This is a genomic window from Halococcus qingdaonensis (genome assembly GCF_024508235.1).
Lineage (GTDB): Archaea > Halobacteriota > Halobacteria > Halobacteriales > Halococcaceae > Halococcus > Halococcus qingdaonensis.
The window spans coordinates 1,306,820-1,320,906 of record NZ_CP101943.1; the positions used below are offsets into that span (position 1 = coordinate 1,306,820).

Here is a 14,087-nt window from a genome sequence, read left to right on the forward strand (position 1 = left end):
GGAGACGTGAGAAGAGGAGGGGGAGGGGTTCGACGGTGCGTCAGCGTTCGCGCTCTTCGAGCGGGCCGTAGCGGTCCTCGACCAGTTCCTCGTAGCGGGCGAGAAACGTCTCCTGCGAGCAGCTGCCGAGTTCGGTCTGGATCTCGACCAGCAGCGCTTCGAGCTCGTCGCGTGGTTGGTGACAGAGATCGCGATGACAGGCTTTACAGAGGTGTTCGAACGCCTTGTTCCGTCGCTCCCACCGATCGCCGTGTTTGTCGTACTCGCGCGCTTCCGAGCGCCGCACGTCCTCCCCGCAGGCGATACAGGTGATGCGCTTCGCCCCCCGGTTTCGCCGGGACCCCCACATGCTCGGAGAATGCACGCGGGGGCACTTACCTCTTCGCGTCGGTCAGCGCACGATTTATCCCCAACCGCCGAGAGGATAGCCCATGCAGGTCAAATCCCGCCATCACCTCCGCAGCGACGCGGTAGACGACATCGAGGAGAGCCTCGCCACGACGCTCGGCGTCACCCTCGACGGCGACAGCTACGAACGAGTCGAGTTCGCCGACGCCGAGCGCGATCTCGTCCTGGTCGACGGCGATCCCGTCGTCTGCTACTTCGACGACGAGCCGTTCCTCACCGTGCGCGGCGCGAACGACTTCCCACCGGAGAGCCACGTCGTGACGGTCGATACGGGCGCGATCTCGTTCGTCTCCGACGGCGCGGACGTGATGCGACCCGGCATCACCGAGGCCGATGCCGATATCGAACCGGGCGATCTCGTGGCCATCGCCGAGGAGAACCACGGAAAGGTGCTCGCCGTCGGGCGCGCGATGGCCGACGGCGGGGAGATGGTCGGCGAGTCGGGCAAGGTCGTCGAGTCGCTCCACCACGTCGGCGACGATCTCTACGAGTTCTCGATCTGAATTCCGTGTTTTCGAGCGTCGCAACCGCCGGTTCGAGGCATCGACTGTGAACCGGGAGCAGGTCGTCCGCAGAGCCGTCCTCGACGATCACGAATCACTGCTCGAAACGATCCTCGACTGTGCCGATGGCGTCGCCGCATCGTGGGACGACGAAGGAACGACCGAACGCCGGTGCGTCGTCGAACCGTTCGAGAACGCTCTCGCCGAGCACGATGTCACCGGCCGGCTGCCCGCCCTGCTCACCGATGCCGTCGCTGCGCTCGGCGAAGAACTCCCGGCGGAACCGGTCGCCGCGCCGCCGTATCTCACCATCACGAGCGTCGGACCAGTGCTGCGCGCGACGCTTGCGGACGCGCGACTCGTGATGACGATTCGGTCCTTCGTGATCAAGCGCGATCCGACGCGCTACGTCCGCGGAGCGACGACGCCCTCGAAAGCGCTCGCCGTCGATCTCAAAAGCCGCTGAACTTGTCGCGCCGGAAGAGATCGAGTTCGCTCACCGTCGAGGTCTCCTGGCGGGCGGCGAAGGCGACGGCATCGGCGATCTCCGCGGGTTCGGTGACGTCGCCCTCGTCGAATTGCTCGGCGAAACTCTCGTCGCCGCCGAACTCGGTGCGAACTTCCGAGGGGTTGATCACGGAGACGGCGACGCCATCCTCGCCGACGGCGGCCGCCACGCTGAGCGCGAACCCGCGCACCCACCACTTCGTCGCGGCGTAGACCGGGTTCGACGGGCGTGGATACTGACCCGCGAAGCTCCCCATACAGATGAGGTTGCCCGCGGACTCTTCGAGAAGTGGCAGCGCCGCCCGCGTGACGAAGAAGGTCCCGTCGACGTTCACATCCATCATCGTCCGATACTCCTCGGTCGAGAGTTCTGCGACGTCACCACCGCGAGTGAGCCCTGCGTTGTTCACGAGCACGTCGAGTCGCCCGAACGCCTCGACGGTCTCGGTGAGGAGCTCCTCGACCGCTCCCTCGTCGGTCACGTCGGTCGGGACGACGATCGCCTCGACGTCGTGTTCGTCCTCGATGTCCGCGGCGATCTCCTCCAATCGTTCCTCGCGGCGCGCGGCGAGTGCGACGTTTGCCCCGTCGCTGGCGAGCGCGCGGACCGTCTCGCTGCCGATGCCCGAACTCGCGCCGGTGACGATCGCGCTCTTCCCGTCGAGTGAGTGGGGTGCCATATCAGGGCATGGGCGGGTGAGGGGTTCGGTCTTTCGGCGGTCGTTGTCCGATCGAACGTGGCGACCACGCGGGTCGACTCTGTCCGACTTCGTCGACGGCGGCTATTTGGGGTGAGAAATCACCGGCTGGCGGCCGCGAAATCCTTGCCAAAGACGAGGAAGTAGCCCGTGCCGATGAGGCCGATGACCGTCGCCACGCCGAAAGCGAGCGGCGGACTTCCAATGGTGCCGATGCCCGGCAGCGAGACGCCGCCGTAGAGCGCGCCGCCGAGCGCGGCGCTCGGGATGACGACGACGTTGCGCACGAGGTAGTACGTCCCCGTGACGCGCCCGCCGGTTCCCTGCTCGGCGGGACCGACGATGAGCGCCTTGTGCGCCGGGAGGCCGGCGAAGCGCAGCCCGGAAAAGGCGAACAGGAGCGCGAGCACGCCGGCGTCCGCAGGCGCGGTGATCAGGAGGGCGGGAAAGACCGCGTAGACCACGAAGCCGAGTGCGACGACGGGCTTGAGGCCGATTCGCTCGGCGAGTTTCGCGACCGGAACCATCGTCAGGAGTGCGACGGCCATCTCGATGCCCAGGAGAACGCCGAAATACGCCTGCGGCGAGAGGTCGATCTCGCCGAGAATCGGAAGCTCCATCGACAGTCCGACGCCGAGAAAGCGGGTGACGACGATGACGAAGAAGACGTAGACCATCCCGTTGGCGAACCGGACGAGCGTGTCGCCGACCAGCAGCGGACGCAATTCGGCGGGCAGGGTTCGGAGGTCCTCGACGATCTGAGAGACACCCGCGAACGACTTGCCGTAGTCGTCGCCGGTCGCGTCGTAGAGGACGTGCTGGGCGAGCGTTCCGAGGAGGGCGAAGACGACCGCGACCGCGAGGATGACCCCGAACGCGGTGACGATCGCCGAGTCGGTCATCGAGCCGACGGCCGCCGGCCCGAACAGGACGAAGATCCCGGCCGCGAGCAGCGGACCGACGAGGAACGCGGTCCGCCGGACGGTCTCGGTGCTGGCGAACCCCTCGGCGAGGCGCTCGGGGGCGACGCTCTGCTTGACGATGGCAAACGTCGCGCCCAGCCCGAACGATTTCCAGGCCTGCGCGAACACGACGCCGACGAAGAGCAGCGGGACGGCGAGCGCGCCCGCGGCGGGGGCAACGAGCCAGATGCCGAAGCCGATCGCCGAGAGCAATCCGAACAGGGTGAGCGCGTAGCGCGACCCGATTCGGTCGGAGATGATTCCCCCGGGATAGGGGTAGACCGCACTGATGACGTTCGAGACGGTGCCGTAGAGACCGACGACGAACGCGCTCGCGCCCAGCGCGACCATGTACTCGGAGAGATAGCGGCTCGTCATCTGGAAGCCGAGGCTGAACGCGAACATCGCGATCGAGAGCACGAGCACGTCCCGGGAGAGCGCGAAGAACTCGCGGAGCTGCGCGCGGACGCTCGTCGGTTCGCCGGCCATGATTCGAATTCAACTGTCGGCGAAATAACTGTTCCGCACCCGTTTGGACACCGAATCGATGTTAGAATCTCAGAGCCAGCGACGGGCGGCCTCGCGGGCGAGCGCCCACGGGACGAACACGGCGAGCAGCACGAACGTGACCGTCTCCGGCGTCGGCGGTCCGGCGGTGAGAGCCGCGTAGAACACCACCGCGCCGGTCGCGAGCACGCCGACGACCGTGCCGACGTACTCCGGATCGCGCCACGAGCTCGGGAACTCGTCGGCCATATCGGCGAACGCTCGCGCTCGGGGAATAACGATTGCGAAGTGGTGTCGATATCCCGAAACGAAGCTACCGACGGCCGCTGCGCTCGCCGTCCATCATCGCGATGCAGTCGTCAACCTCCTCCGGTGTTACGACAGGTATCGATCCCTGGACGGTGCGCGCGAGTGCCCCGCAGGCGACCCCGGCGGCGAGCGCCTCGTCCACGCCATCGCCGGCGATCCGTCGGCCGAGAAAGCCGCCACAGAGCGCGTCGAGCGCGCCGCGCTCGTCGACTGTCTCGGCGTCCGGCGGATCACGTTCGTGCACCGTCCGTTCGCGCCAGACGAGCGCGCTACCTCCCGCATCGGCGAGTACCACGGTGTCGAGATCGTGCGCGGCGGCGAGCGCGTGGGCCGCCTCGGGCGGTGATCCGTCCTCGCCGAGCGCTGCTGCACCCTCCTCACTCGCCAAGAGCACGTCAGTCGCCGACAGTATCGACTCGACGCGCTCGCGACCGACCGACGAGTCAAGCGCTCGGGAACGGTGCAGAGCGAGCGCAGTCCGTCCAGCGAACGCCGCGAACAGTTCTTCGACAGTCCCAGCGAGCGTGTCCGAGAGCGCGAGCGTCGCCGCACTCGTGAACAGGGTTTCAGCTCCCTGGAAATCCAGCGAAGAGAGATCGTCCCGCGTCAGTGACGCGACCGCCGCGCCCGCCCGGTCGTCGATGTGGCCACCGTCGTGCGCGGTCGTTGCCCGCTCAGTGAAGGTCAGTCCCTGCCGACCTCCGCCCCAGCAGACCGCCGGCTTGACGCCGTGACGACGGAGTTCGCCGACGACGCGCCGCCCGAGAGCGTCGTCCGAGAGTTTCGAGAGCCACGCGCTCGCGGTACCGAGACGGCTCGCCGCGATCGCGGCGTTCGATGCCGGTCCCGTCACCGAGACGTTCAGTTCGGTCGCCGTTTCGAGTCGCTCGTCATCCGGAGGCGTGAGTTCCAGAGCGGTCGCACCGATCGCGAGGAGATCAGTCATAATTTCGGAACTCGACGATGGTATATTATACGTCCGATCGACGATCGCTATGGGTCGTGGCTTGCCCGTCGGCCCGCGTGACCGGGGTAGTCACGCTCGAAGCGTTCCTCGAGCGCGCGCTCGCTCAGTTCGATGACGACGGGACGGCCGTGCGGGCAGGCATAGGGGTTCTCGCAGTCATCGAGCGCGCGCAGTAGCTCCGTCACCGATCCCTCCGACAGCGACGTGTTGGCCGTGATCGACGGGTAGCAGGCGAGATCGGCCAGCAGCGCGTCACTGACCTGCGTGATCGTCTCGTCGGGATCGCGCTCGTCGACGAACGCCGACAGGGCGTCCCGCAGCAGTTCGGGATCGGCTGCGCCCGCGAGCACCGCCGGCACCGCTGCCACCTCGACCGTCTTCCCGTCGCTCGGGCTGGCACGAAAACCGAGCGCCGAGAGTGCCTCGGTGAACTCCTCGAACAGCGCGCTCTCGGCGGCCGTCAGCTCGATCGTGACCGGCTCGGCGAGCTCTTGGATGTTCGTCTCGCCGGCGACCCGATCGCGCAGTCGTTCGTAGTTGACCCGCTCGTGGGCCGCGTGCTGATCGACGAGCACGAGCCCGTCGGGCGACTCGCAGACGAAATACGTGTCGTGGAGCTGGCCGAGCACACGCAGGCGCGGCAGCCGCTCGAAATCCGGCTCGTCGGCGACCGTCTCGCCATCGAGCGTCGCCTGCGTGGGCGTCTCGGTAAATTTTCGCTCCTCGGTCGTTCCGTTCGCCGCGCCGTCCATCGTCCGTTCCGGCGACCGTGATCCCTCGACAGTTTCTGAACTCTCTCCCGATTCCGTCGATGTAGTTGGCTCCGTCTGCTGCTCGCCGACCAGTTCGTCGTCGCTCGACGCTGGCTCTGCTGTGGAACTCGCTTCGATTGATTCGGCCGTCGATATGGGTTCGGCTGGTTCCGTCCCGTCGGCCGCCGTCCCATCCGCTCGTACGTCGTTCGTCTCTCGATCGGTCGTCTCCCGAGTGGTCGTCCCGTGATCGCTCGCCCCGTCGTCGGTCGAGTGCGGGTCGATGGCCGTCTGTTCGGGGGCCGACCGACCGCGCGGCGCGCCCGACCGCACGAGACCCGCCTCCAGCAGTGCGCTCTCGACGGTCGTTTCGACCTGGTCGCGCACCGTCTCCTCGTCGGCGAAGCGGATCTCCTGTTTCCGCGGGTGGACGTTCACGTCGACCGTGTTCGGCGGGATGGAGAGGAAGACGACGGCGAAGGGGTAGCGGTCGGTTGCGAGCTGGCCGCCGTAGGCGTCGACGATCGCGTCACGGACGGCTCCCGCGCGGACGTAGCGCCCGTTGACGAACACCGTACACTGCTGCGTGCTCGCGCGTGTCGTCTCGGGATGACTGACGACACCGTCGATGGCGTCGAGCGGGCCCTCTTCGTCGAGATCGCCATCGAGCGGGATCATCGCCTCGGCGACCTCGCGGCCGTAGACCGCCAGTACCGTGCTTTCGAGGCTTCCTTGGCCGGTCGTCGAGAACACCTCGGTGTCGTCGTGCGTGAGCGTGAGCGAGCGGTCGGGGTTCGAGAGCGCGTAGCCCGTCGCCACGCGACTGACGTGGCCAAATTCGGTCTGGTCCTGCTTCAGATATTTCCGTCGTGCCGGGACGTTGTAGAACAGATCGGTGACTTCGACGGTCGTGCCGACGGGACAGCCGGCCGGCTCGATGCTCTCGATCTCGCCGCCGATCATCGTCAGTTCGGTGCCCCGGTCGGCATCGCGGGCCTTCGTGCGGATCGTGAGCCGCGAGACCGCGCCGATCGCCGCGAGCGCCTCGCCACGGAACCCCAGGCTCTCGACGCCCGCTTCGAGGTCCTCGATGTCGCCGATCTTGCTCGTCGTGTGTTTCTCGACGGCCGTCTCGACGGCGGATTCGCTCATCCCGGTGCCGTCGTCGGTCACACGGATGCCGTCCTTCCCGCCGCGCTCGACGGCGATGCGCACGCGCGAGGCGTCCGCATCGAGGCTGTTCTCGACGAGTTCCTTCACCACCGAGGCGGGCCGTTCGACCACCTCGCCGGCGGCGATACGCTCGATCGTCGACTGGTCGAGCCGGTGAATTTCGCCGTCGGTCATGCTGGGAGTCGTGTTCGGCGACAGTGTGCTCCGTGGCGACGTGCTCGTCGCCGGCCGATCGTCGGAGAGGGATATCCACCGCTCGGTTCGATGCTCATTATCTCTCCGGAGGACACAGAAACGCATCAATCCACCGCTGTCGACGGGTCGGGTGCTACAGCTTTATTAGCGTCGTCCACGTCTATATATACATGAGTCAGAGTAGTACCGAGGACGACGGCGAACTCCCGGGAGCGACGCCGACGGTCACGGCCGACGCCGGAGTGCAGCCGAACGGCGAGATGAACGTCGTCGGTCTCGTGATCTTCGCAGGAATGCTCGTAGTGATGCTGCCGTTGCTGCCCCTGGCCGCGCTCGGCTGGGTCGTGATGAAGCTCTTCGGCTGAGTCGCGGCGACGATTCCTCACGGCGCAGCGACCGACCAGCGTACGCTCTCGCGATGTAGCCGTGATCGGATACCATCTCTCTATCGCCGAATCAAGCGTCTTTCGGCCCCTGTTCCGGAAGAAACGCTCCCGTCGCTCCCCAAAATATAATCTAGTTTTATTCGATAGTTATATGAGTCGAGAGCCGTAGCGTTTCCCTGATGAGTTTCAGCGACCATCTCGTCGAGACCGAATCGGAGCTGTGGACCGCCCAGAAGAACCACCCGTTCATCCGCGAGCTGGCCGACGGCACCCTCGACGAAGCGGCGTTTCGGACGTGGGTCGAGCAGGACTACCGCTATCTCCACGATTACGCACAGACCTTCGCCGTGCTCGGGACGAAAGCGCGCGAGGAAGAGACGATGGCGCACTGCTTCGCGGTCGCCGGCAACATCGTCGACGAGGAGATGGATCTCCACCGGGAGTTCGCCGCCGACTACAGCCTCACGCCCCAGGATCTCGCGAGCGTCGAGAAGGTCCCCACCTGCGTCGCCTATACGAACTACCTGCTGCGGACGGCCACCGAGCGCCCGCTCGGCGTCGGCGCGGCCGCGATCTACCCCTGCGGGCGTGGCTACCTCGACATCGCCGAGCACATGGCCGAGCGCTCCGACGGCGACCACCGCTACACGCCGTTCATCGAGAAGTACACCAGCGACGAGTTCCGCGAATCGGTGGCGTGGATGACCGAATTGGTCGATCGCTGTGCCGAGCGCAACCCGTCGCTCCGCGACGAGATGGAAGCCGCCTTCCGGCGCTGTACGCAGCTCGAACACGCCTTCTGGGAGATGGCCTACACCGAGGAGGCCTGGCCGCACGAACGCCGGCAGGAGGTCGTCTGAGTGGTCACGACCGCGCTCGCGCTCGGGGTCACGGTCACGGTGCTCGCGGCCATGACCGCGCTCGGGGTCGCCCACTCGCGCACGCGCATGCTCTCGGTCGAGGACTACATCAGCGCGCGCAACTCGGCGGATACGGGAACGACGGCGGCCACGCTGATCGCCTCCGGCATGGGTGCCTGGATCCTGTTCAGCCCCGCCGAGGCCGGCGCGGGCTTCGGCGGGCTCGCGGCGGTCGGCGGCTACGCCATCGGCAGCGCCGTCCCGTTGCTCCTGTTCATCTCGGTCGGCGTCCGCCTGCGCGAGTATCTCCCGCAGGGCCACTCGCTGACCGAGTACGTCTACGGCCGCTACGGCGCGTGGATGTACGGCTACGCCCTCCTGATCGCGGTGTTCTACATGTTCATCTCGCTGGCCGCGGGGATGACAGCCGCCGCGGACGCGCTCGCGTTCGTGGCCAGCGTTCCGTCCTGGATCACCGCGAGCATCATCGGCGGCTTCGTGCTCATCTACACCGGCTACGGCGGACTCGTGGCCAGCATCTTCACCGACACGGTCCAAACACTTGTGATCCTGCCGCTGCTCACACTCAGTTTCGCGGCGGTCGTCGTCGGCCTCGGCGGCACCGGTGCCATCCACCAAGCCATCGCAAGCGCGAACCCACATCTGCTCGATCTCGGCTTCGTGCCCGGCCTCGCCTTCGGCGGCTACGTCGTCATCGCCATCACCGGCTCCAGCGTGTTCAATCAGGGCCGCTGGCAGCGCGTCTTCGCCGCCGCCGACGATACGTCGCTCCGGCGCGGGTTCGCCATCGCGGCGGTCGTCACCGTGCCGATGATCCTGCTGGCGGGGCTGCTCGGCGTCTCGGCCGCCGGGCTCGGGCTGATGGGTGATGCGGGCCCGAGCGTCGCGCTGTTCGTCGCCATCGCCGCGGCGCTGCCCGAGTGGGCGACGCTCGGAGTCGTCGTGCTCGTCGTGTTGCTCGTCACGAGCACGACCGACACGCTGTTCAACGGGATCGCGAGCATCGTCACCGCCGACCTCTCGCGCGTGCTCGACGACCCCGACGAGCGAACGCTCCAGTACGCCGCCCGCGCGCTGACGGTCGTCGTCGCGATCGCGGCCATCGCGGTCGGCGCACAGGGCTACTCGGTGCTCGAACTGTTCTTGCTCGCCGACCTCCTCGGCGCGGCGACGTTCATTCCATTTCTGCACGGCCTCTACTCCGGCCGCGCGACCGAGCGCGGTGTCCTGCTCGCCAGCGTCGCCGGACTGCTCGTCGGACTCGCGTACTTCCCGACGTTCCACGGCGCGCTGGTCGGACTGCCGGTCGTCGGGCCGCTGCTGCCCGGCGGCTCGTTCATCCACTCCTTCGCGGGCGCGGCGGGCGTCTCCGCCCTGCTCTCGCTGCTCGCGGCGCGGTTGTCCGATGGCCGGTTCGACCTCGATAGCCTCGCGGCCGAGGTCCACTCGCTCGACGACGCTGCCGGTCCCGTGACCGACGGCGGGCAACCAGCGAACGACGGGATGGAGTCCCAGGGAGTAGAGCGATGATCCTCAGCGAGGTCGCGTTCGCGCTGCTCGTCTGGGGTAGTCTGGCGGCGGTCGCCGCCGTCTTCGCCTTCCTCCTCGTGATGCTCGCCCGTGGAGCGCAGGCCGAAACGGATTCGGCCGCGGGAGCCGAGGTGAACCCATGACAGAGCGTGACATCGCGTTGACGGTTGCGGGATCGGACAGCGGCGGCGGGGCCGGCATCCAGGCCGATCTGAAGACGATCGAGGCACACGGCGTCTTCGGGACGAGCGCCCTGACGAGCGTCACCGCCCAGAACACGCGCGGCGTCGAAGCGATCGAGGACGTTCCAACAGAGACCATCGCGGCGCAGATCGACGCCGTCACGGACGATTTCGCCGTCAGTGCGGCGAAGACGGGCATGCTCAGTTCGGCGGCCATCATCGAGACGGTCGCCGATAGCTTAGCGGACCACGAATTCCCGCTCGTCGTCGATCCCGTGATGGTCGCCCAGAGCGGCGATCGCCTGCTCGCCGCGGAGGCCGAGACGGTGCTCAAGGAACAGTTGCTCCCACAGGCGACGCTCGTGACGCCGAATCTGCCGGAGGCGGCGGTGCTCACCGGCATGGAAATCGAGGACGAGGAGGACATGCGCGCGGCCGCCGCGGCAATCGCTGCCGACGGCCCCGACGCGGTGCTCGTGACCGGTGGCCACCTCCACGAGGACGAACTCGTCGACGTGCTCGCCGCCGACGGCGAGACGCACACGTTCCGCAAGGCGCGCCGGGACACCGACGACACCCACGGCAGCGGCTGTACGATCTCGGCTGCGATCGCCGCCGAACTCGCCGGCGGGGCGACGATGCCGGCGGCCGTCGAGCACGCCGAGCGGTTCATCGACCGCGCCGTGAGCTACGGGCTCGCCGTCGGCAGCGGCGACGGCCCGGTCAACCACCTCGCCGGGCTGTACGACGACGCCGCCCGCGCCGACGCGCTCGACGACGTACGGGCGCTCGTCGAAACGCTCGAACGAAGCGATATCGATGCGCTCGTACCTGAGGTCGGGCTGAACGTCGCCGTCGCCACGCCCTACGCGATGGACGCCGACGACGTGGCCGCGGTCGATGGCCGACTCCACCGGACCGCCGACGGCGTGGCGGCCGCCGGCTGTCCTCGGCTCGGTGTGTCGGATCACGTCGCCCAGTCATTGCTCACTGCCCGCGACCACGATCACTCGGTCGTCGCGGCCGCGACCATCCGTCTCGACGACACGGTGGCGGAGGCCGTCACCGACCAGTTCGACGCCGTCGAAGTCGATCGAACCCGATCCGACGGCGAGTCGGTCGCCGAATCCAGGGACGAGTCGGCGGCATGGGCGGTCGAGCGGGCGATGAACGATCGAGAGACGGTCCCCGATGCGGTGTTCGATCGCGGTGCGGTCGGCGAGGAAACGATCTGCCGGCTGTTCGCGCCCTCGCCGGCCGTTCTGGAGGAGCGACTGCTGGCGCTCGCCGACGCGATCTGATTTTTCACGACGGACGTCGATCTTCGGATCGGCGACCGCCCGTGATTCGTTGAGTGCGTCGAGTCGTTGCGGAGGATTCTCGATCGCTACACGAGCCAGCGCGAAAGCGCTCCGAGGGTCGCGGTCGCGACCGGGATGACGGCACTCACGGCGGTGATCTGCCCCATCGCCAGATAGGCCCCGAGATCACCGCTCGCGGCCAGCGAGAGCGCGAACACGGCCCAGACGAGCACGCCGAACCCGAACCCGGCGAGCAGCGCCCGCCGACGATCCGCGGCCACCGCCCCGCAGAGCACACCACCCAGGAACAGGCCGACCCAGTGGAACGCGCTCGCGGCGAGGCCGATCGCGATGGCCGCGACCATCGCCAGCCACCGGACGCGCTCGTCGTCGATTGCCGTCCGTACGCGGCTCGTGGCGCTCATTCGTCCCCTCGCTCGAAAGTATAGGTCGGGGCTCCACGGAGCTTCCGTGACATGGATTTGTACTCGCCGTCGGCCCACATCTGGAGTTGGTCGTCGTAGTGCGGCGAGAAGTAGTCCCCCGAGTTGCCGCCGGGGAGGATCGCCCGGGAGTTGCCGGCCATCGGCACGACCATCCGCCAGCTGCTGCCGGTGGGGTTCTCGACGGCGTAGTTGTTCACCGTCGCGCGCGAGCCGTCGGTCGGATAGGTCTGGTAGCCGAGGAAGTCGAGACCCAGCGGATGGTCCATCGCGCCGGTGGTGTTGTAGTCACCGTATCGCTCCTCGCCCTCGTCCTCGATCGTCGCGACGGCTTCCCGGAGTGCCTCAACCATCATCGTTGCGCGCGAGTCCGCGCCGAACCACCGGCTCTTCCGATCGAGATGCTGGAGCACCCAGTCGGCGGGGAAGTACGACTCGTCCAGGCCAGCAGCGCGGAACTCCGGGCCGAACGTCGCCTCGCGGTACTGCTCGAACCAGCGCGCGAACACGAGCGCCGCGAGCGAATCGCGCTCCATCCGGTGGTTCCACGAGTCGAGCGCGTCGACGTACCGATCCAGTTCGTCGGTGTCGTTTGCGTCGCGTGCGGCTGCGACGAGCGGCGGGACGAGCGCTTGCGCCCGGAGATCGAGCGTGTCGCGCTGCATGCGCTTGACGAACGCGCGGTCGATCGGTTTGTCCGACGTCGCTCGCCGATCGAGCAGATCGTAGATCCGGATGCCGCGGTAGGGATCGGAGTACGCCTCGGCGATGTAGTGCGCGGGATCGTCGACGATGCGCTGGTTCGCCGTCCCGATGTAGTCGGGGTTGACGACGCCCGGTTTCTCGTCGAACGGAATGAATCTCTCCCAGGAGGAGCGCCCGTAGGGGGTGAACCCCTGCCACTCGCCCTCGCCCGCGGAGCCATCGAAGATCCGTGCTCCGGAGACCTCCTCCCCGTCCATGGTGCGAATCGGGATCCGTCCAGTGACGGCGTAGAGCGTGTTGCCGTCGCGATCGGCGTAGACCAGGTTCTGTGTCGGCGTGTCGAATTTCTTCGTGGCGTCGAGCACGTCGTCGAGCCCGTCGCTGTGGCTGTACTCGTAGATCGCCTGTGGCGTCCGCTCGGCCGACAGGCCCGTCCACGCGACGCCGACGCGACTGCCCTCGCGCTCGATGACCGGCCCGTGAACGGTCTTTTTCACCGTCACCGTTCGGTTCTCGCCGTCGCTAACGGGAAGTTCGCGCCGCTCGGTATCGAAGTCGCGCCACTCGTTTGTGTACCGATACTGGCCATCCCGCGTATCGTATCGATAGAAGTCGATCACGTCCGCGCCGGTGTTGGTGAAGCCCCACGCGCCGGCGTCGTTCTCGCCGATGACGACGAACGGAACCCCGGGGAAGGTCACCCCGCGCACGCTCACGTCGTCGGTTCGGAGGTTCATCTCGTACCACACAGGGGGACTCATCAGACTCAGATGCGGGTCGTTCGCCACGATCGGCGCGCCGCTTTTCGTCTGCTCGCCCGAGACGACCCAGCTATTCGAGCCGATCCCCGCCGGAGACTCGTAGTTGCTCAGCCAGTCGACGAGCCCCGGACCGACGGCGTGTTTGCCCGATGTCGATCGATCGGACGATCCCGCCGCGCGCTGCCCGCGGATGATCGGCGAATCGTGATCGAAACGATCGGGATAGAGTTCGCGCGCCGCCTCGTTTCCCAATCGATCGGCGACGAGCGCCTTTCGGAGGGTTCGAAAGCTCCCCGTGAGCGTCCAGGCGATCTGCTTCTGAAGCAACATCGTATCGACCGGTTTCCAGGGCTCCGGCTCGTACTCGAGCAGCGAGAACTCGATCGCCGAGGGATCGTCGGTCAGCACCGCGTTGACGCCCTCGGCGTAGGTCTCGCCGAGTGCTCCCGCCTTCGTGTCCTCGAGCAGCGCGACGTTCGCCCGCGCCGCGCCGTCGAAGTCCATCTTCGTGTGGAAGATATCGGAATCGAGCGTCGCGTCGCCGACGACCGCGGAGAGCCGGCCGCGCATCTGCCGGCGCTGGAGATCCATCTGGAAGGCGCGATCGCGTGCCTGCGCGTAGCCGACCGCGAAGTAGAGCGCGTCCTCGTTCTCGGCGTCGATGTGGGCGTTCCGTAGTCGTCGTAGCGTACCGTGGCGCTCCCGTGGGGGCTCTCGACGGTCTCCGTCTCACGTTCGGTCGAGTCCCAGGCTGACCCCGTGAGCGGCGCGAACCGTTCGAGATAGCCACGGACTGGCGAGAGCGCACCGACCGCGCCGCCGCCCGCCAGGATCGCCCCGACGAGCGCGCGGCGCGTGAGATCGCGTGCCATATTCGACCGTGGGTGGCCCGTGATATAAAACCACGAGCGCCCGGA

At 67.4% G+C, this 14,087-nt stretch carries 14 protein-coding genes and 1 pseudogene; 7 read left to right on the forward strand and 8 right to left on the reverse strand.

Going from position 1 to position 14,087, the window contains the following annotated elements; all coding sequences use genetic code 11:
- Positions 1–40 precede the first annotated feature (40 nt).
- Complete coding sequence (locus NO363_RS06820) at positions 41–349, reverse strand: DUF7562 family protein (protein WP_256687862.1); 309 nt, start codon at positions 347–349, stop codon at positions 41–43.
- 82 nt (positions 350–431) lie between these two features.
- Here NO363_RS06820 and NO363_RS06825 point away from each other — a divergent pair, with 82 nt between their 5' ends.
- Both NO363_RS06825 and NO363_RS06830 read left to right on the forward strand, forming a co-directional pair.
- Positions 432–911 (forward strand): RNA-binding protein, encoded by a 480-nt coding sequence (locus NO363_RS06825; protein WP_256687865.1) that lies wholly within the window; start codon positions 432–434, stop codon positions 909–911.
- 46 nt (positions 912–957) lie between these two features.
- On the forward strand, positions 958–1,377 hold the full coding sequence (locus NO363_RS06830) for a DUF7988 family protein (RefSeq protein ID WP_256687866.1): 420 nt from the start codon (positions 958–960) through the stop codon (positions 1,375–1,377).
- On the opposite strand, the gene NO363_RS06835 is transcribed toward NO363_RS06830, so the two are convergent.
- From NO363_RS06835 to mutL, 5 genes are all read right to left on the reverse strand, one after another.
- The gene (locus NO363_RS06835) at positions 1,364–2,098 is read right to left on the reverse strand and encodes an SDR family oxidoreductase (protein WP_256687867.1); all 735 of its coding nucleotides are present in this window, start codon (positions 2,096–2,098) and stop codon (positions 1,364–1,366) included. The two genes, NO363_RS06830 and NO363_RS06835, sit on opposite strands and share 14 nt — an antisense overlap.
- A gap of 119 nt (positions 2,099–2,217) precedes the next feature.
- Positions 2,218–3,567 carry an MFS transporter gene (locus NO363_RS06840; RefSeq protein ID WP_256687868.1) on the reverse strand — a complete coding sequence of 450 codons (1,350 nt, stop codon included), beginning with the start codon at positions 3,565–3,567 and terminating at the stop codon, positions 2,218–2,220.
- A 69-nt stretch (positions 3,568–3,636) separates the two neighbouring features.
- Complete coding sequence (locus NO363_RS06845) at positions 3,637–3,834, reverse strand: hypothetical protein (RefSeq protein WP_007741310.1); 198 nt, start codon at positions 3,832–3,834, stop codon at positions 3,637–3,639.
- Positions 3,835–3,898: 64 nt separating this feature from the next.
- Positions 3,899–4,840 carry a PfkB family carbohydrate kinase gene (locus tag NO363_RS06850; RefSeq protein ID WP_256687871.1) on the reverse strand — a complete coding sequence of 314 codons (942 nt, stop codon included), beginning with the start codon at positions 4,838–4,840 and terminating at the stop codon, positions 3,899–3,901.
- 47 nt (positions 4,841–4,887) lie between these two features.
- Entirely contained in the window at positions 4,888–6,960 is a 2,073-nt protein-coding gene (mutL, locus tag NO363_RS06855) for a DNA mismatch repair endonuclease MutL (RefSeq protein WP_256687873.1), read from the reverse strand.
- Between the two features lie 191 nt (positions 6,961–7,151).
- On the opposite strand from mutL, the gene NO363_RS06860 reads away from it, so the two are divergent.
- From NO363_RS06860 to thiD, 5 genes are all read left to right on the forward strand, one after another.
- Complete coding sequence (locus tag NO363_RS06860; RefSeq protein ID WP_256687875.1) at positions 7,152–7,346, forward strand: DUF7535 family protein; 195 nt, start codon at positions 7,152–7,154, stop codon at positions 7,344–7,346.
- A gap of 200 nt (positions 7,347–7,546) precedes the next feature.
- Entirely contained in the window at positions 7,547–8,227 is a 681-nt protein-coding gene (gene tenA / locus NO363_RS06865; protein WP_256687877.1) for a thiaminase II, read from the forward strand.
- Positions 8,228–9,778, forward strand: coding sequence for a sodium:solute symporter family transporter (locus NO363_RS06870; RefSeq protein ID WP_256687879.1), 1,551 nt, complete (start codon positions 8,228–8,230; stop codon positions 9,776–9,778).
- Positions 9,775–9,921, forward strand: a complete 147-nt coding sequence (locus tag NO363_RS06875) for a hypothetical protein (protein WP_256687880.1) — start codon at positions 9,775–9,777, stop codon at positions 9,919–9,921. Before NO363_RS06870 ends, NO363_RS06875 begins: the two co-directional genes overlap by 4 nt.
- Entirely contained in the window at positions 9,918–11,261 is a 1,344-nt protein-coding gene (gene thiD / locus NO363_RS06880) for a bifunctional hydroxymethylpyrimidine kinase/phosphomethylpyrimidine kinase (protein WP_256687882.1), read from the forward strand. The genes NO363_RS06875 and thiD overlap by 4 nt, the downstream gene beginning before the upstream one ends.
- 86 nt (positions 11,262–11,347) lie before the next feature.
- Here the strand turns inward: thiD and NO363_RS06885 are convergent, their stop codons facing one another.
- Positions 11,348–11,686, reverse strand: a complete 339-nt coding sequence (locus NO363_RS06885) for a hypothetical protein (RefSeq protein WP_256687883.1) — start codon at positions 11,684–11,686, stop codon at positions 11,348–11,350.
- Positions 11,683–14,042: pseudogene (locus tag NO363_RS06890) on the reverse strand (penicillin acylase family protein). The gene NO363_RS06885 and the pseudogene NO363_RS06890 overlap by 4 nt, the downstream one beginning before the upstream one ends.
- Positions 14,043–14,087 lie beyond the last annotated feature (45 nt).